Below are 18,400 nucleotides of genomic sequence, written 5' to 3'. Positions count from 1 at the left end.
CATGGGAGAATAGAAAGAAGAAAAATCGAGATAATTGATATGCCATTTGGATATTTAAATGGCATATCAATTAAATATGCAAAATTACCCGAAAAAGAGAAAAGAAGCACAAGGCTAATAGCTGTGAGACAGAGAATGTATTAATGATTACTAGTTTAGAGAAAAAGTTTAGTATAGAAGAATTGTTAAAATTTAATAGAAGTCATTGGTCATGCGAAAATAATTTAAACTGGATAAAAGATAAGGTTTTTGAAGAAAACAAGTCAACTATTAGCACTGGAGAAGCTCCGTTAATAATGTCATTATTGAGGACAATAACTCTTTCTATAATAGCTCTATTTTCAAACAAAATTACTGAAACTAGAGAAAACTTTAACAATTATAGACATAACTTAAAGTTGGAATTTTTAAACTGCCCTGATTGGATATAGACAAAGGAGTGTTTTACATGATAACAATATTATGGTATACTGATGCCAAAGTGTACTAATACCATTTCCGAAAACTAATCATCACGTCGTCGTACTTCATGATCTCCGCTCCTCACGTACTAGTTGTACGCGAAGGTAGCCGACACTCGTACTCCGAGTAGCAATTTAGTTTTGAGAAATGGTATTAGTCACCAAATTTTCATCAATTGACTATAAATATCAAGTTTATAACTTACAATAATATATTATGAATTTTATCGATGAAGCTAAAATATACTTAAAAGCCGGTAATGGTGGTGATGGGGCAATTAGTTTTCATCGAGAAAAATATATTGATATGGGTGGACCTGATGGTGGCGATGGTGGTCGTGGTGGTAGCATTATTTTTAAGTGCAATTCTCATCTTAATACTTTAGTAAATTTTAGGCATAAACTGCATTTTAAAGCAGAAAATGGTGAGAATGGTAAAGGCTCAAACCGTAGTGGGAAGTCTAAACCTGCTTTACTCTTAGAAATACCAGTAGGAACACAAATATTCTCAGAACATGGCGATGTTCTACTATATGATTTCACTTCCGATGAACAAACTTTTGAAATTCTTAAGGGAGGCAAAGGCGGGCTTGGTAATAGCCATTTTAAGTCATCTACCAATCAAGCTCCGCGACGTAGGACTGAAGGTGTTGTTGGAGAAGAGATGTGGGTAAATTTACAACTCAAACTACTTTCAGATGTTGGTCTTATAGGTCTACCTAATGCAGGGAAATCAACTTTCCTTGCAGCCACGACATCAGCAAAACCTAAAATTGCTGATTATCCATTTACCACACTAAGCCCTAATCTTGGTGTGGTTTATGTAGATGATGAAGAATTTGTGATAGCTGATATCCCAGGTTTAATAGAAGGGGCTCACTTAGGACATGGACTAGGTGATAAGTTCCTAAAACATATTGAGAGATGTAATTTATTGATTCATTTGATATCAGCAACAAGTGATAATTTGATTGCTGATTATAGAACTATTAGGAACGAGCTTGAATCATATTCGAACTTATTAAAAAATAAGTTTGAAATAATTTGTTTGAATAAGTGCGATGTTTTGTTAGAAGAAGAAATTAAAGACAAAATTACAGAATTGCAAAAAATTACTAGAGAGGAAATTTTTGTAGTGTCTAGCTATACAAGAACTGGATTAAATAGGGTAATTAAAAAAGCTCTTGAAAACGTAAAAAACACAAATCACCCCAATTTAGGATAAGAATTAACTAATTCTTATCCCAAATTGAGGTAAATTAAATCCCTCCCATATATTTTTCAAACTTATTTTCCTCGTCTTGATATTTATCTGCATCCGCTAGAGCTGGTTTTTTAATAGTAATATTAGGCCACATGCTTGAGAAAAATTTAGCTCTCTCTATCCAATCAATCAGCTGTTCTGACTCTGGCTTAATAGCTTTAACCGGACACTCAAGCTCGCACACTCCACAATCAATACATTCATCGGGATTAATCACCAACATTAACTCCCCTTCATAGAAACAATCAACAGGACATACTTCTACACAATCGGTATATTTACATTTTATGCACTCATCGGTAACAACATAAGTCATGAATTATCATATTCCTTGAATTTGGCTATTAAAATACAAGATCTCAAACCTAAAACTAATAGAAAATATAGTATACTAGTTATAAACATTAGCACTAAGGGCAATAACATAGAATTATGAATTGTCGGACTACCTAGCCGTAAAACACTTGCTGGCTGGTGTAAACTATACCAAATATTTACCGAAAATTTTACTATGGGGATATTGATAAAACCAATCAATGCAATCACCGAAGCTGGTTTTTCAGCACGCCTTATATTATCACCACTATTAACAACTACTATATAACTTAAATATAGTAAGAATAATACTAACATTGAGGTAAGTCTAGCATCCCAAACCCACCAAGTTCCCCAAATAGGCTTTCCCCATAACGAACCTGTAACCATGCTAATCAGGCAAAAAACTGCACCAATAGGGCTACTGGCCACTGCCATTAAAAAGGACATTTTAGTCTTCCACACTAGATTACACAAGCTACAAATAGCCATAAATGTATAAATCCCTAGTGCCATCCAAGAAGCTGGCACATGAACATACATAATCCTGACCATCTCACCCTGCTGGTAATCTTGTGGTGAGACTATCAAAGCTTGGTATAATCCCAGTCCCATTAGTATCAACATGGAAACTAGCAATAATGGTATAATGGTTTGTATTAACTTACTAAAAAAATAAGGGTTTAGTAATTTAAACATTTAGCTACTTGGTTAATTATTTTTAAATATTGATTATAGTATAAATCATCGTTAATGTCAGTTATTCTCCAATTCTCGCTTTCAACTTCTACTATCTCTGCTTTAAAATTTTTATAAATTCGAACATCTTGATCGAGACTTAATAATAAACATTTACTGTTGGACATAGCTAATAAATGCTCAAGATTACTAATATATTTAAGGCTTTTTTGATCAGAATTATATAATTTTGCAACGCTTTTTCGGCTATTATCAAAAAAATATTCTAGACTATCACTAAGTAAAATAACATCTGTCAAAGGTCCTAATTTTTCATTTTTGATTTTCGTAAGTCTCTCTATTTGTTTTTTTGCCTTATCAAGATTTTGGTAAATATCTGAACTAATATCAGGAAATCGTCCCACTAATATCTTAGATAATTGTTCTAATACTACTTTTACATTATCTAAATCAAGCCAAATATGCCAATTACTATATGAGTCATTACTAATAATTTTTAGCCCCGTAAAATTACTAATTTTAATAACATTTTTACTATGACCATTCATTAACTTCCCAACAAAACCATCAAATTGCTCATCTATATAAAATACAATATCTGCATCTTTGACTTTTTTAAGGTCACTAGGTTTTAAATTATAATGGTTCGGGCAATCATCATTATTGGCAATAGCTACAATCTCTGCTTGATCTTTAACTAGCATAGCTATAATAGCTGCTAGCGGAGTTATACTAGTAACAATTTTCACTTTACCACTGGCAAAAGCTGCATAATTAAATAATGTTATAATCATAGCAATAAAAATGCTAGCACTAATAGTAATTTTCATTATTTTCCAATAATTTAAGTAATTGATTCTTATTAAGTGTAAAATCACTTTCTATCCAAGCTTTTTCTAATTTGTCTAGCAATATGCCAATAGCTTTACCATGAATATTTAATTTCTGCAAGTCATGACCCTTTATAGGAAATATTGGACGGGGTTTAGAGCTGTATCTATCTAGAAATTTTTTGGCTACCGTTCTATCTAGTTTGCCTAATGATACTAGAACACTTATATACTGTAAATAATCATCATTTTTCCACCAAATTTCTCTTAATACAAATTCGTTTATTTCTCTATTAATAACTTTAAGTATCGTAGTGATTTTTACGGCGATTTGTCGGGAAAATTTTAAATTTAGTAAATCACTTAGTGATAAGTTCTTTATGTGATAAAATAAGAGTGAATACCTAGTGTAAGGCTCTAAAGAACCAAAATTAATTGCTTCTGACAAAAATCTTTTATCAAACTGGCTAACTGGCAATATTATTTGCAATATGCCATTATCAAACATTTGCTGCAAAATATCAGGACTATTATCTGAGATAATCAATTTGTCCATTTCCCATTTTATCCGTTCTTTTGATAGTAATTTTAGATTTTCCTTCAATTTAATACAAGCATTTAGCCCATCTAGATCCAGCTGTGCAGCATAATAGCAGGAAAACCGAAAAAACCGTAAAATACGCAAAAAATCTTCTTGGATTCGTTCAAATGCCTGTCCTATAAATATTACTTTCGATTGTCGCAAATCATCTATTCCACCAAAATAATCATAAATTTTATGTTCAAATGGGCAATAACTAAGGGCATTAATAGTAAAATCTCTTCTAGCAGCATCCTCCATAAAATCATCAGTAAAGATAACTTCTGCCCTCCTACCATCACATTTTATATCTTTTCTAAGTGTAGTAATCTCAAGTTTTTCATTCTTGAATAAAGCTGTAACTGTACCATGTTTTATGCCAGTTGGTATGACCTTAATGTTGGCTTTTGATAAAATATCTGTTACTTGTTTTGGTAATAAATTTGTTGCTATATCAACGTCATAGTTAACTACACCAAGAATAGCATCCCGAACAGCTCCCCCAACAATTCTAGCCACTCCTCCATTTAGTTTTAGTATTGACAGAATCTCTTTGTAAGATTCTTTGTAATAGCGTGATTGGATAGATAATTCTTTTGTTACAACGTGCATTATAGAAACACCTTATTTTTATTTTGTGTCATTATTTACAAGCATATCCTTGATTTCATTCAGTGTTAGCTTTTGTGTCTTTAATCGTTGAATTTCTATACATTGTTCAATCATTTCAGGTGAGTAAAGCTGATAGCGTGATTTAGTAACATCAGCAATTTCAAGCAAACCTTCCTTAGTCCAAAAACGAATTGTTGACACAGTCTCATTGACAGCTTTTGCAAGCTTACCAATTCTTAATAATTTTTCTGATAATACTACATCTGAAGAGTTTACAGAGTTTGCTGCTTTAAGATAAATATCAAGAGAACGATTGACTGCATTAAAGATAATCTTTTCATAGGCTTCTTTTGAACCACCAAGTTGTGCAGTTTCTAGAGATGTTATATAAGGTAACCTCTCTTGTAGTCTAATAATAGCCGGTGGATAACCTGCCATTATTAGAATTAAATTCATCAATAATCGTGCAGTTCGACCATTCCCGTCTGAGAAAGGATGAATAGTTACTAGTCGATAATGTGCTTCTCCTGCAAACTGTACAGGATGCATATCTTTAGATGAGTTTAGCCATGCAATAAAATCTGCCATCAAGTTTGGTACTTTTACTGGATTTGGCATTATTACCCTTGAACCTGAAATACGTACTGCTACTCGTCTATAACATCCAGCATTATAATCATCGATACCCTTTAGGATAAGAGCATGAATTGATAAAATATCGTTTTCAGTAATTTCACAAGTTTTCTTTTGCTGTATTTCATGGATTAAGTCCAAAGCTTGTGCATGATTTTTTGCCTCAAGATGTTCTACTAACGATTTTCCACCAACTGTTAAGCCTTTTTCAATTACCACAGCAGTTTCCAAACGCGAGAGAGTATTCCCCTCAATAGCATTACTGGTATAAGTCAACTCTACCTTAAACCACTGCTCCAAGTTTTTAACCAATTCTGGAGTTAATGGTCTGATTCTATCCAGTTGTTTTTTTTTGTTGTTTAGTAGGTCATATTTCATATAGCAAAATATAAAGTATCACTTAATGCTTTTCAACAATTATTTTTCTATAATCGTCATTGCAAGGCTCTTTAGATGCCACAACTGTTGAAAGTTAAAAAACTGTGAACACTCACAAAAAACCGTCTATTAGCGAACGTACGTGAGCGTGGCAATCCATGAATCTTGTCATATAATTGCTTCGTCGACCTATGGTCTCCTCGCAATGACACTTCCCCTAGTTAATTTCCTACTAAACTACTGGCAAATAAAACCGGATTAAACGATTTTAAATCATCTATTTTTTCTCCTATCCCTATAAAATATACCGGTAAGGTGAATTGCTGTACAACACCAACTATTACGCCAGCTTTTGCTGTACCGTCTAATTTAGTAACTATAAGACCTTTTATGTTAGCAACAGCCGAAAATTGTTCGACTTGGTTATATACATTTTGCCCAGTGGTAGCATCAATTACCAATATACTATGGTGAGGTGCTGTATCATCAATCTTCTTGATCACTCGAACAATTTTTCCAAGCTCTTCCATCAGATTTTTTTGGTTATGTAATCTGCCAGCTGTATCAATAAATAATATATCCACATCGTTGTTTATTGAGTACTGCATAGAAGTGTAAGCAACACTAGCAGGATCAGCTGATTCTTTTCCTGTAATAAACATAGAACCACTTCTATCAGCCCAACTAGATAATTGGCTAACAGCACCAGCTCTAAATGTATCACAAGCTGCAATAGCCACTTTTTTACCTTGCCCACTATAAATGGCGGCAAGCTTTCCTATCGTAGTAGTTTTACCTGAACCATTAACCCCACAAACTAGGATTACATTAAGCTTTTTATCGTACAATTCAAAAGGCTTGCTAGTTTTTATCAATAATTGTCCGATAATATTGGCAAGTTGTTCTTTGATTACCAAACTACTCACTTCTTTGTCAAATTTGATAGATCTTAGTTTACTGACAAGTTCTATCGCAACAGATGGAGTTATATCTGAAGATATTAACAACTCTTCTAGCTCATTTAAAGTTTGCTCATCTAGCTTTTGTTTATAAAATATTTGATCAATGCCCGAAGATATTTTATCCGAGCTATTGATTAATGCCTGTTTTAATTTAGTAAATATAGAAGTCATTTTATAGCCGCCCTTTTAAGCCTATCATTAATTGCAACGCCGATACCAATTTCTGGGATGGAGGCAACGGCAATTGCTAATCCATTTAATTCCGCATAATTGTCCAATATTCTAAGGTTGGCAAATAGGTTACTAGCTGCTTCAATTAAATCACCAGTTAAACTTAAGTTAAGCGAAAATTTGCCCTCAAGCTTACTATTAGCAAAATTCAGCCCTACCTCATTAGCTTCTAAACTCTCTGCATTCAACCTTACTCTAACTTTTGGAGAGTAGTGTTTATTCATCATACCTGGAGCTTTAATTTGCATCAAGCTAGGTGTTTTATCTAATTTCTTACCTAGAACTTCCTCTAATGCTTCCTTCGTTATAAAGCCATCTCGCAAAATAGTTAAGTTATTAGTAGTAGTGTCCACTATGGTGGACTCTATACCATACTGACACTTACAATCATTCAAATTATCGCCTAAAATAAAAACATCTTTCTCATCTGAAAAATGTTCTTTTACATGTTCTAAAGCCGTGCTACTAATATAACCTGATGGGTTAGCACTAGGTGCTGCTATAGCCGTACCAGATTTTCTTATTAGCTCCAAAGCAATATTATGTGATGGTATACGGAGTGCAACCGAGGTCAGTCCAGCTAATACTGACCTCGTTATATTTGCACCGCTTTTTAATGGTACAACAATAGATAAAGGTCCTGGCCAAAAGATATTACTTAACTTAAGAGCATCCGCATTAAATTCCCCTATAGTTTTAGCTTGCCTCATAGTTGCCACGTGGACAATCAGAGGATTTATACTTGGACGCTTTTTTATCTTAAAAATCTTTTGACAAGCTTGTTCGTTACTAGCATCTGCACCAAGTCCATATACTGTTTCTGTTGGAAAAGCTACTACATTACCAAGTTGTATGAATTTGGCAGCCTGCTTTAATGTATCGCTCACCTTACGCATACCCCCATGACAATTTAAAAATTATCAAAGAAATCCAAAACGTCATTGCGAGGAGGCGTGAAGCCGACGAAGCAATCCATTCCTGATCACTTTTTTGGATTGCTTCGTCGCCACTGAAGTGACTCCTCGCAATGACGGTTGAACCGAAAAACGACTCCTTACAATGATGTTTAGGACACCAACCTAATTCATTTGTACTAATCATAAAGCACTAAATTTTGCTAATTTATCAAATAATTGCGTAACCATTCTGAGCAACAATAAACGATTATTGGCAATGTTATGATCTTGATCTTTGACCATAACATTATCAAAGAACTCATTGACAGGGTTTAATATTTCTAGTAATAGACTAAGAGTCTTAGTAAAATCTTTTTCTACAATATAACTATCAATTTGCTTAGAAATAACTCCTAATGATAAAAATAATTCTTGTTCATATTTGGAAATAAAAGCATCTTGGTTAACCTCTCCTTCTATATTACTACCTTCTAGTATATTGTTTGCTCTTTTGTAAATAGTTAATAAATTCTCACCATCAGCCTTAGTCAGAAACTCCTGTAAGGAGGCAAGCTTTATTTCACTAACAACTAGGTCTTCTTCAATATCAAAATCAAGCACAGCATTAATTAACGATAGATCATAGTGATTTTTAAAATAATATTTGGCTCTTTCTTCTAAAAAATCTAGAATTATCTGCCTAGTTTTATTTAGCCCACTATCATCCCCTCCTCCCTTTACGTCTTCAAACATAGTTTGATATAAGTGAACTACATAAGCAACTAATTGCTTAATATTTATACTCAGTTTATTACCTAAAATTATCCTAATAATACCTAATGCTTGCCGCCTGAGTGAGTAGGGGTCTCTTGAACCACTTGGCTCTTCTCCTATTAATATCAAACCTACTAAACTATCCAATTTATCAGCAATAGCCAATATTGCTGCATCTCCTACTGGTAAACTATCCGATGGACCTTGGGGTTTATAATGATCCCTGATTGCTGCTGCGATTTCTTCCCCTAGCCGATCTTCTTTAGCATAATAATATCCCATAATTCCTTGCAACTCAGGAAATTCTCCAACCATTTCACTAGTGAGATCACTTTTACAAAGTCTAGCTGCTAGTTGCAAATCCTTATTTCCTGGTATACTCTTCTGCTTTGAAGAATTGGTTTCGCAAAACTGCGGGGTATTCGCGTACTCACGTACTTCATGTACGCTCCGTTCGCTCACCCCTTGTTTTACGTTCCAATTCTCCAAATCATTTGAGTATATGATATAATTACAAATATCAGCAATCCTTTCAGTTTTTTGTTTTACACTACCAAGCTTGGTATGAAATGTTATCCTTTCAAGTTTTGGCAATTTTGATTGTAAACTATTAGATAAATCCTGCTGATAAAAATACAAGGCATCAGAGAGTCTAGCAGATAATACTTTCTCGTTGCCACTTACTATGATATTTTGATCATTAGGCATATTACTGACGAAAAGAAAATAAGGGGCAAAATTACCAGTCTCATCAAAAGTACTAAAATATCTTTGATGGTTACGCATTGAGCTAACCAGCACCTCACTAGGTAACTTCAAAAAGTGAGATGGTATTTTACCCACCATAACAACTGGCAATTCTACTAATCCTGTTACTTCTTCTAATAATTTTTCATCCTCTTTTATCACTAAATTAAGTGACTTTGCTATTATTAATAATTGGCTTTTAATTATCTCCTTACGTTCTTCTTGGTCAATAATGACATTACTTTCCCGCAGCTTAACCTGGTATTCAGAAAAACTGTCTATAGTAATCGATTCAGGACTGATAAATCTATGCCCAAAGGTAATATTATTAGCCGTCAAATGGCCATATTTAATTGCTAGTATTTCTCCATCAAATATACATAAAATATTCCTAAGAGGTCTAATCCAACTTATATCATAATTCCCCCAATACATAGATTTTGACCAAATATACTTACTAATTGCTTTAGGAATCATATCTTCCAATAGCACTCGTATATCGGTTTCTTTAGTATTTTTTACTATTATATAATATGATTGCCCTTGCACTAATAGTGTAGACAAATTTTCTTGTTCAATATTATTTGAGCGACAAAACCCTTCTATAACCTGTGATGTACTCGAAACTTTTGGTCCTCTTATGGTAATTTCTTTTGGCGGTATAGATTTCGGTAAATTGGTAATATACACGGCAATTCGCCTAGGTCCAATAAATACCTGAACATCCCCTACTAGCCTACTATCTTGCAAGATTGTAGTAAATATGGTTTTATAGCTTTCCGCTGCATTTTTCTGCATCAAAGCTGGTATTTCTTCACTAAACAGTTCTAACAATAACTCACTCATATTAATTCTTCTTCTCTTCTAATTACACGCACTCGGGATAAGAATTAGTCAATTCTTATCCCAAATTCGGTAAAATTATCGAAACAATCAGATTTGAGACGGCTCTGCATCTGATTGTTAAATTAATATTTTGCTAAAAACATGATTTTAATATTTTAAAATCATGTTTTTAGCTTTAGAAAGGTTTAAAATGCATTCGCGTTAGCCGCTTTAAGAATGCATTTTTCCTTATATTAAAGCCAATTAGGGATAAGAATTAACTAATTCTTATCCCTAATTGAGGTTAATTCTAACCACTTATTACAGCATAGCTTCGCCAAATTTCGTACCCTGAGTATGTAAGATGCTCTCTCTGTTACGCTAATTACCCCCCGAGCATTTAACAGGTTAAAAAGATGGCTAGCTTGAATACAATAATCATAAGCTGGCAACGGCAAATCTGCAGCAATTAAATCATTACATTGTTTTTCACTATCAATAAAATGTTGAGATAATATTGCTATGTCAGCCAATTCTAAATTAAACTTTGAAAATTGTTTTTCAGCTTCAAAATCTACTTCACCATACGTTAAAGCCTTCTCTCCAGTTTGACCATTCCAGTCAAGATTTTTGACCTCATCGACCCCTTGTATATAGAGTGCTAGACGTTCTAAACCATAGGTAATTTCACCAGCAACCGGGCGACACTCGATACCACCAATTTGTTGCATATAAGTAAATTGCGATACTTCCATACCATCACACCATACTTCCCAACCAAGTCCAGTCGCCCCAAGAGTAGGAGATTCCCAATCATCTTTAACAAACCTAATATCATGTTTTTTTAAATCTATACCAAGACATTCAAGGCTCTTTAAATATAGCTCTTGTATATCATCAGGAGATGGTTTTAGTATAACTTGCAATTGATAATAATGCTGCATTCTATTGGGATGCTGAGCGTATCTACTATCATTAGGTCGCCTAGATGGCTGAACATAAGCTACAAACCAAGGCTTTTTGCCAAGACTTCGTAGTACAGTGGCAGGATGAAAAGTACCAGCTCCAACATGCGAATCATATGGTTGTAAAATCGCACAACCATATGATGCCCAATAATTCTGCAAGGTTAATATAATTTGCTGAAATGATAATTTTTGCATATTTATAAATTTGCTTGTTTATTTTTTAGACGAACACTCCCTATTTTACAATTAGAGAACTTCCTACACCTTTGATGTCACTCCACAACTGTTGAAAGTTAAAAAATCGTCTATTAGTGAAGTGCCGTTTTAAGGCTTAAACCGTCTATTAGCGAGCGAACGTACGTGAGCGTAGCAATCCATGAAACTTGTCATATAGATTGCTTCGTCGACCTACGGTCTCCTCGCTAATAGACAATTTTTTAACTTTCAACGGTTGTGTCCTGAAGACGACGACACCAATTCTTGAAATTCTACCTGAGTATACCTAAATCTTACTCCATGTTCCTACTGGACTCTGTTTATAACAGTCAATCACCGGTGTCGCAATAGTTAGTTCATTTATTGCTTTAACTATTAGACTTAAATTATCCAAACCATCGTATATTATAATTATTCTTTGAAAATGTGCAACATACTGTTTGTTATTAAGAATTTCTTCAATATCAAAGGGAGCAATGATTATTAGAATGCTAGCTTGGTTAGGATTTTCTAACTGATGAGTAATATAAACTGGTTGTTTTTCTGGTAATGGATCAAGTTTACTGCCATGCGGAATAAATTGTTTCCTAGAATATGTCCATATCATCTTGTTTAGTGATTCTTGTACCTCAGTATCCGGAGTTAAAACTACAATCCTTAAATTACTATGATAAGATTTTTCTACTAAAAGGCAGGTTGTCTTATGAAGTAATCCTTCAGCAGTATGGTAAAGACTAAATTGTTGCATGATAATTCTCTTAAATTTAAAACTTATCTAATCTCAATTCGATTTAATTACTCTCGATGTCATTCCTGCGTAGGCAGGAATCTAAAAAAATAAACCAAGAGGGTTTGTTAGACTTTTTTAGACCCCTGCCTACGTGGGGATAACATAACCTACCATGAATTGTATGCCTTAGAAAAAAACTTGATTATCGAGTATTAGAAGCCCTCTATCTCTACCTTCCAAATCCTTATAAACTTGCTTAACCGTATAACCATAACTAACAAAAATTTCTGTAACAGCTGCCAATTGATTAAAACCAATCTCTACGAATAATTTACCATTTTGTTTTAAAAATCCCTTGGCTTCTTTAGCGATTATGTAATATGAGGCCAATCCATTATCTTCGGCAAATAAGGCTAAGTGGGGTTCATATTGCAGGGTCTCAGGAGACATATAAATAGTATCATCAAAAGAAATATATGGTGGATTACTTACGATAATATCAAATTTTTGCTTTTCCAAATTTTCAAACCAGTTACTATTAATTATTTTAAATCTATCAGAAACTTTATGTTTTATAGCATTTTGACGAGCTATAGCAATCGCTTCGTTACTTATATCAGTCGCAGTTACATTGCTATTTGGCATTTCTAGTAACAAGCTCAAAGCTATACAACCACTACCTGTGCCAAGTTCCAATATTGCTAGCTCTGCATTTGTTTTTATATCGCTTAAAATTGCATCTACAAGTACCTCAGTATCTTGCCTAGGAATAAGCACTTTATTATCTATGATAAATTGGTAACCATAAAACTCTTTATACCCTATAATGTAGGCTATTGGTTCTAATAATATACGTCTATTAACTAAATTTTTAAAAATAATTTGTTTTGCCTCGGTCAATCTTTCTTCTGATCTTGCTAATAAATATTCAATAGATTTACCAGTTATATGCTGCATCAATATGCGTGACTCTAGGTTTGCTGATTTAATACCTACTGTTTGTAATTTGCTAGTAGCATAAATTAATAATTCTTTTATATTCATCTTGTATAATTATCTCCATAATATCCTGCGGCAAAGGTGATTGAAATTCCAACAATTTACCACTCACTGGGTGGGAAAAACTTATATACCAAGAATGTAATGCTTGCCTCTTGAAATTTACTAGTTTTTGTGGTACTATGCTATAATTATGGCTAACTTTCCTGCTATTCTTACCATAAGTTTGGTCTCCTACCACAGAATGTTTTAAATGACTCAGCTGCACTCTGATTTGATGAGTTCGACCAGTAGTAAGTTTACATTCTAACATACTGATTAGACCATTAAAAAATATTTCTTCTGTTTTATAATGAGTAATCGCCTCTTTACCACCAAATTTCAAAATAGTCATCTTTTGCCGTAAGACACGGCTTCTTCCAATATTATTTCTTATAACTCCTTCTTGTGGATTGATAATACCCCAAACTAATGCTTTATATTTGCGTATAAGATTACGACTTTCTATCTGACTGGCAAGATGTTGATGGGCAAAATTATTTTTGGCAACAACCATCAGACCTGATGTATCTTTATCTAAACGATGAACTATACCAGGTCTTTCTAACCCTCCTATGCTAGATAAGGATTTTGCATGGTGTAACAAAGCATTTACCAAAGTATCATGATGGTTTCCACTACCAGGATGTACTGTCATACCAGCTGCTTTATTGATCACCATTAAATCTTCATCTTCATAGAAAATATCAAGTTTAATATCAGCTTCCTGCATTGTTAAAGGCTCAGTATCTTTAAAAACTACTGAAATAAGATCATTCTCCTTGACCTTAAAGTCGGAATCAGAAATAATCAAACCATTAACTTGTACTTGCAAGCCATTTATGAGCTTCTGAATTTGGCTTCTAGATGTTTTACTGATAAGACCTACCAAAGCCTTATCAAGTCTAAACCCATCTAAATTTTTTGGTACGTTATATTCTTCCATCTACTACAAAATATTTTTTAAATGAATAAAATGACGCATTTTACAAAAAAAATCAACCAACTAAAATGGTTGCAAGCAATTGGTATAGATTATTATTTTTCACAATCAACTATTAATCAGCAAGAAATACCCTGCACTCCTCGTCATTCCCGCAATTCTTCATGTCATATATGGATTGCTTCGTCGGCTACGCCTCCTCGCAATGACGACAGTACTTTTACCCACACGTCATTGCGAAAAGGCACTTTAGTGGCGACGAAGCAATCCATTTCTAATCATTCCCGCAATCCTTCATGTCATTCCCGCACAGGCGGGAATCCATATCCTGCACAGAAACAGGATGACAGTATTTCCTTGTCTAGAACTTTGGCTGACTCAGCTAACAGCTTAGAAGAACTAAAAAAACTACTAATGAATTTTAACGGTTGTGGTTTAAAGAAATTAGCCAATAAAACCGTATTTGCTGATGGGAATCCACAAAGTTCTATAATGTTTATTGGGGAAGCACCGGGTAGTAACGAAGATGCACAAGGGATACCATTTTGCGGGGAAAGTGGTAAGTTACTCGATAATGTATTAGCCTCTATCAATATTTCAAGAGAACATAACGCTTATATTACTAACACTGTATTTTGGCGGCCACCAGCTAACCGCCAACCGACGCAAGAAGAAATAGATATTTGTAGACCTTTTGTTGAGAAACATATTGCTTTAATAAACCCAAAACTAATTGTTTTAGTGGGAAATGTTGCAGCAACTAGCTTACTTGGCAAAAATGCTGGTATAAGTAAAATCAGACAAGAATATTATTTATACACAAATCAGTATCTTAGCAAACCAATTCAAACCACTTCTATCTTCCATCCTGCCTATTTGCTTAGACAACCAATGCAGAAAAAAACCACTTGGTATGATTTACTAAAAATCCATGAATATATCAATACAAATATCGGGATATAGAGCTAACCAAACTAGCATTACTCTCAATTCACAAACGTCTATTAGCGAGGAGACCATAGCACAACTGTTGAAAGTTAAAATCGTCATCGCGAGGCGTCGACAGACGCCGTGGCGATCTCATGAGGCAAGCTCTCCTTCACAAGATTGCCACGAAGCCGCTATAAGCGGCTTCTCGCAATGACGGTTTAGGGCTTGCAAAGCTCATCACAATGACGGTTTAAGCCTTACAACAGCACTTCGCTAATAGACGATTTTTTAACTTTCAACAGTTGTGCTAAACGCTCCTAGTTGCTTGTTTCACTCCTTTTCCTACAATGCTATCTTTTATTGCTACACCTAGATTAACAACACTTTTGGCAAGTTCTCCAGTAGCTATCGCATTGTTTAAAGTACCTTTAGCTATAGTACCAACCGCATGACATGCAGATTTTATCACATTCCCTACCGCATTTAAAATTGGATTGTTTTTAACTGCATTAGTTGGTCTTTCAAATATTTTTTCAACTTTCTTTAATTGCTCTTTGGCGAAATCTTTTAAGCGACCGGTAAAAGTTAATGAATCTCCCAAGCTGTCTAGGGGTTTTTTATGATCTACACTATCAGCAAATGTCCTAAGTTTCTCAAATGAACTCATAAATTTCTCAAAAACCTCTCCAGCTTTTTCAAATTCTAATTTCTCTACCCCAGAAAGAGCCTTACTAGTAGTACCAGCAAAAAGCCCACGGGCTTTTTCAAGATTCTTTTGTACATCCTCTAGTTGTTGCAAAGCTAGAAAAGTGTTAGGCATTTCTCCTATATGACTCTTTAGCTCTTCTGCAGACAAACGTTCTTGGGCTTCTTTTGGTTTTTGAGCTACAGCTTCCTGATAAGACGGTAGAGAATCCACTTTTGGATTATTATCGTCATCTTTACTCATAATATCCTCTATTTTAATTATATACTGCTCGTAAATGAAGAGTTGATAGACGATAGAATCAAAATCATGATAGTAGCAGGAGTCAAAAGGTCGAGGTGCTAGGCGTACATATTAGTACGTGGCTACCTACGATCCCTGAAGACAACAACGCAATTCTTGATTTTCATCGAGTATACTATTCACCTAGAAGCTATCATAAAAATAACTATATCGCAACCACTAAAAATCTAAATCAGCATAACAGGTGGGTGGAGTAAAACCTGGTATTTGGTCGTGTAATAGGAAGCGGAAGCTAGGTCTAGATTTTATGATTGCATACCAATGACGAATAGACAGCCATTTGTCCCAATTAATTTCGCCAAAATAATCTAGAACTGATATATGACAGGCAGCAGCTATATCTGCACAACTTAAAGAATTTGATGCAATAAAGCTACGCTTTTCAAATAAATTTGACATATAGCTTAAATGATGTGATAGATTATTTTTTGCTGCCCTAAGAAAATCGGTTCTAGGACCACCTAATTGGCAGAAGGACCTTACTATTTTTTCATCGATAATAATTTTTGTTACTTCGCGGTAAAATTTTTCATTAAACCAACTGAGCAACCTACGAATTTCACATCTAATATCAATATCTTCATCGATAAAATTAAAATTTGGATATTTTTCATGTAAATACTCAGTGATGGGATAAATTCCTGCTATAATTAGAGTGGACGCCTCTTGTAAGACAGGTGTCGCCCCCGCCTGATTTAAAGACAAAAATTCCTTATCCCGAAGCCAATAATCCTCCTTAACCATAGTAAACTGCACATCTAGCTCTTTTAAATACACCCGAACTTGACGTGATAACGGACAAATAGGATAATGGTATAATTTTCTCATATCCCTTATTTAAACATTAAATCTAAAATGCACTACATCTCCATCCTGCATTTTATACTCCTTGCCCTCTAAACGCATTTTACCCATTTCTTTAGCTTTCACTTCACCATTAAAATTTATATAATCCTCATAACTAATAACCTCAGCCCGGATAAAACCTTTCTCAAAATCAGTATGAATAATACCGGCTGCTTGAGGGGCTAGCGTACCATTACGAAAAGTCCAGCCATGTGTTTCTTTTGGACCTACAGTAAAAAAGCTTCTTAGGTCTAATAAGTTATACATTTCTTTGATAATTTTACTTAGACCCGTTTCCACAAGACCCATACTATTTAAGAATTCAGATTTCTCTTCGTCATTTTCTAAAATTGCAATATCCGCTTCAATTTTTGATGAAATAATAACATGTTTTGCACCTTCTTCCCCAGCTTTTTTGGCTACAAGTTCCGTAAATTTATTACCAGTAACCGCATCTTCTTCCAGTACATTGCAAGCATACAAAACCGGCTTAGAAGTTAATAATTGTAATTGATCTAAAGCCTCTTTACTATAAGTTCCAATCATGCTACGCACCGGTTTACCTACCGCTAGAGTTGCTTGAATTTCTTTTAATAACTCTATTTGGTCTTTTAAAGTTTTATCACCTGTTTTTAAACGTTTCTCAACATTTATTAAGCGTTTCTCCACCGACTCAATATCTGCTAAAATTAATTCTGTCTCTATTATTTCAGCATCATATATTGGATCAATTTTATTATGTACGTGAGTAACATCTATATCCTCAAAACAACGTAGTACGTGCAAAATAGCATCAACTTCTCGTATGTGAGATAAGAATTTATTACCCAGCCCCTCCCCTTTACTAGCACCTTTTACCAAACCTGCAATATCGACAACTTCTATGTAAGTAGGAATAATTTTACTAGAACCAGCAATAATGGATAGCTCATTTAGCCTAACATCTGGTACTGATACTATAGCAGAATTTGGTTCTATAGTGCAGAAAGGATAATTAGCCGCTTCTGCTACAATACTTGAAGTTAAGGCATTAAATAGGGTTGATTTTCCTACATTTGGCAAGCCAACAATACCACATTTTAATGTCATAAATCTTTCTTTAAAAAATATAATTCTGAATCTTTATCATATCCCCTTCTTGTAAACTCTAATTTAAACCCTAATTTTTCATAAAATGGTCTAGCTTGCCAATCGGTAGTACACAAACTCATAAATCTACAATTACGCTCTCGTGCTAGATTTTCTGCCTTGGACATTAGTAAAGTACCGTAATTCTGACCTCGAAAATCTCCAGAAACCCATAACGTATCAACGTATAAACAACCATAAATAAGTACACCTTTTATACCAGCAACAAAGTTTTTATCATTATCAAAACACGAGAAGGAAAATGATTGGACAGCCTCAAGACCCTTCTTATTTTTGGCAAGTTCATCTAATCCATCCTGCATTATCTTCGAATATTGTGCATCCATGTCATCTGCATAAACACAAGTTAATTGTTGTTTCATAT

Annotated in this window: 19 protein-coding genes; 3 read left to right on the top strand and 16 right to left on the bottom strand. The window is 34.2% G+C overall.

Translation table 11 applies throughout. From position 1 onward, the window contains the following. The first annotated feature begins 143 nt into the window (after positions 1–143). Together AAGD53_RS03790 and obgE are read left to right on the top strand one after the other, a co-directional pair. The gene (locus AAGD53_RS03790; RefSeq protein ID WP_341763351.1) at positions 144–431 is read left to right on the top strand and encodes a hypothetical protein; all 288 of its coding nucleotides are present in this window, start codon (positions 144–146) and stop codon (positions 429–431) included. A 247-nt stretch (positions 432–678) separates the two neighbouring features. Next, positions 679–1,686 (top strand): GTPase ObgE, encoded by a 1,008-nt coding sequence (gene obgE, locus AAGD53_RS03785; RefSeq protein ID WP_341763350.1) that lies wholly within the window; start codon positions 679–681, stop codon positions 1,684–1,686. Positions 1,687–1,720: 34 nt separating this feature from the next. On the opposite strand, the gene fdxA is transcribed toward obgE, so the two are convergent. The 12 genes from fdxA to AAGD53_RS03725 all read right to left on the bottom strand — a co-directional run bounded on the left by fdxA (position 1,721) and on the right by AAGD53_RS03725 (position 14,105). After that, positions 1,721–2,041, bottom strand: coding sequence for a ferredoxin FdxA (gene fdxA / locus AAGD53_RS03780; RefSeq protein WP_341763349.1), 321 nt, complete (start codon positions 2,039–2,041; stop codon positions 1,721–1,723). Next, a complete protein-coding gene (locus AAGD53_RS03775) occupies positions 2,038–2,739 on the bottom strand; it encodes a heme ABC transporter permease (RefSeq protein ID WP_341763348.1) in 702 nt (233 codons plus the stop codon). The genes fdxA and AAGD53_RS03775 overlap by 4 nt, the downstream gene beginning before the upstream one ends. After that, positions 2,724–3,569 carry a metal ABC transporter substrate-binding protein gene (locus AAGD53_RS03770; protein ID WP_341763347.1) on the bottom strand — a complete coding sequence of 282 codons (846 nt, stop codon included), beginning with the start codon at positions 3,567–3,569 and terminating at the stop codon, positions 2,724–2,726. The genes AAGD53_RS03775 and AAGD53_RS03770 overlap by 16 nt, the downstream gene beginning before the upstream one ends. Next, complete coding sequence (locus tag AAGD53_RS03765) at positions 3,553–4,761, bottom strand: CCA tRNA nucleotidyltransferase (protein WP_341763346.1); 1,209 nt, start codon at positions 4,759–4,761, stop codon at positions 3,553–3,555. Before AAGD53_RS03765 ends, AAGD53_RS03770 begins: the two co-directional genes overlap by 17 nt. Before the next feature lie 18 nt (positions 4,762–4,779). Then, positions 4,780–5,772 (bottom strand): Fic family protein, encoded by a 993-nt coding sequence (locus AAGD53_RS03760; RefSeq protein WP_341763345.1) that lies wholly within the window; start codon positions 5,770–5,772, stop codon positions 4,780–4,782. A 221-nt stretch (positions 5,773–5,993) separates the two neighbouring features. After that, positions 5,994–6,905 carry a signal recognition particle-docking protein FtsY gene (gene ftsY / locus AAGD53_RS03755; RefSeq protein WP_341763344.1) on the bottom strand — a complete coding sequence of 304 codons (912 nt, stop codon included), beginning with the start codon at positions 6,903–6,905 and terminating at the stop codon, positions 5,994–5,996. After that, the gene (locus AAGD53_RS03750) at positions 6,902–7,852 is read right to left on the bottom strand and encodes an L-threonylcarbamoyladenylate synthase (RefSeq protein ID WP_341763343.1); all 951 of its coding nucleotides are present in this window, start codon (positions 7,850–7,852) and stop codon (positions 6,902–6,904) included. The genes ftsY and AAGD53_RS03750 overlap by 4 nt, the downstream gene beginning before the upstream one ends. Before the next feature lie 210 nt (positions 7,853–8,062). After that, entirely contained in the window at positions 8,063–10,228 is a 2,166-nt protein-coding gene (gene glyS, locus AAGD53_RS03745) for a glycine--tRNA ligase subunit beta (protein WP_341763342.1), read from the bottom strand. Positions 10,229–10,488: 260 nt separating this feature from the next. Next, on the bottom strand, positions 10,489–11,370 hold the full coding sequence (locus AAGD53_RS03740; RefSeq protein ID WP_341763341.1) for a glycine--tRNA ligase subunit alpha: 882 nt from the start codon (positions 11,368–11,370) through the stop codon (positions 10,489–10,491). A gap of 307 nt (positions 11,371–11,677) precedes the next feature. Then, positions 11,678–12,139, bottom strand: a complete 462-nt coding sequence (locus tag AAGD53_RS03735) for a DNA polymerase III subunit chi (RefSeq protein ID WP_341763340.1) — start codon at positions 12,137–12,139, stop codon at positions 11,678–11,680. Positions 12,140–12,307: 168 nt separating this feature from the next. Then, positions 12,308–13,165, bottom strand: coding sequence for a peptide chain release factor N(5)-glutamine methyltransferase (prmC, locus tag AAGD53_RS03730; protein WP_341763339.1), 858 nt, complete (start codon positions 13,163–13,165; stop codon positions 12,308–12,310). Next, a complete protein-coding gene (locus AAGD53_RS03725; protein ID WP_341763338.1) occupies positions 13,131–14,105 on the bottom strand; it encodes an RluA family pseudouridine synthase in 975 nt (324 codons plus the stop codon). Before AAGD53_RS03725 ends, prmC begins: the two co-directional genes overlap by 35 nt. A 30-nt stretch (positions 14,106–14,135) precedes the next feature. Between AAGD53_RS03725 and AAGD53_RS03720 the strand changes: the two genes are divergently transcribed. Then, on the top strand, positions 14,136–15,065 hold the full coding sequence (locus AAGD53_RS03720; RefSeq protein WP_341763337.1) for a uracil-DNA glycosylase family protein: 930 nt from the start codon (positions 14,136–14,138) through the stop codon (positions 15,063–15,065). Between the two features lie 274 nt (positions 15,066–15,339). On the opposite strand, the gene AAGD53_RS03715 is transcribed toward AAGD53_RS03720, so the two are convergent. The 4 genes from AAGD53_RS03715 to AAGD53_RS03700 all read right to left on the bottom strand — a co-directional run bounded on the left by AAGD53_RS03715 (position 15,340) and on the right by AAGD53_RS03700 (position 18,398). Further along, entirely contained in the window at positions 15,340–15,981 is a 642-nt protein-coding gene (locus AAGD53_RS03715) for a hypothetical protein (RefSeq protein WP_341763336.1), read from the bottom strand. A 219-nt stretch (positions 15,982–16,200) separates the two neighbouring features. Next, positions 16,201–16,869: a glutathione S-transferase family protein gene (locus AAGD53_RS03710; RefSeq protein ID WP_341763335.1), complete on the bottom strand. Its 669-nt coding sequence runs from the start codon at positions 16,867–16,869 to the stop codon at positions 16,201–16,203. A gap of 9 nt (positions 16,870–16,878) precedes the next feature. Then, complete coding sequence (gene ychF, locus AAGD53_RS03705; protein WP_341763334.1) at positions 16,879–17,976, bottom strand: redox-regulated ATPase YchF; 1,098 nt, start codon at positions 17,974–17,976, stop codon at positions 16,879–16,881. Continuing rightward, positions 17,973–18,398: a GNAT family N-acetyltransferase gene (locus AAGD53_RS03700; RefSeq protein ID WP_341763333.1), complete on the bottom strand. Its 426-nt coding sequence runs from the start codon at positions 18,396–18,398 to the stop codon at positions 17,973–17,975. Before AAGD53_RS03700 ends, ychF begins: the two co-directional genes overlap by 4 nt. Between the last annotated feature and the right edge of the window lie 2 nt (positions 18,399–18,400).

The sequence above is a fragment of the Candidatus Tisiphia endosymbiont of Melanophora roralis genome (genome assembly GCF_964026575.1).
Lineage (GTDB): Bacteria > Pseudomonadota > Alphaproteobacteria > Rickettsiales > Rickettsiaceae > Tisiphia.
Note: the sequence above shows the minus strand (reverse complement) of the source record. Positions and strands in the feature narration are given on the sequence as shown.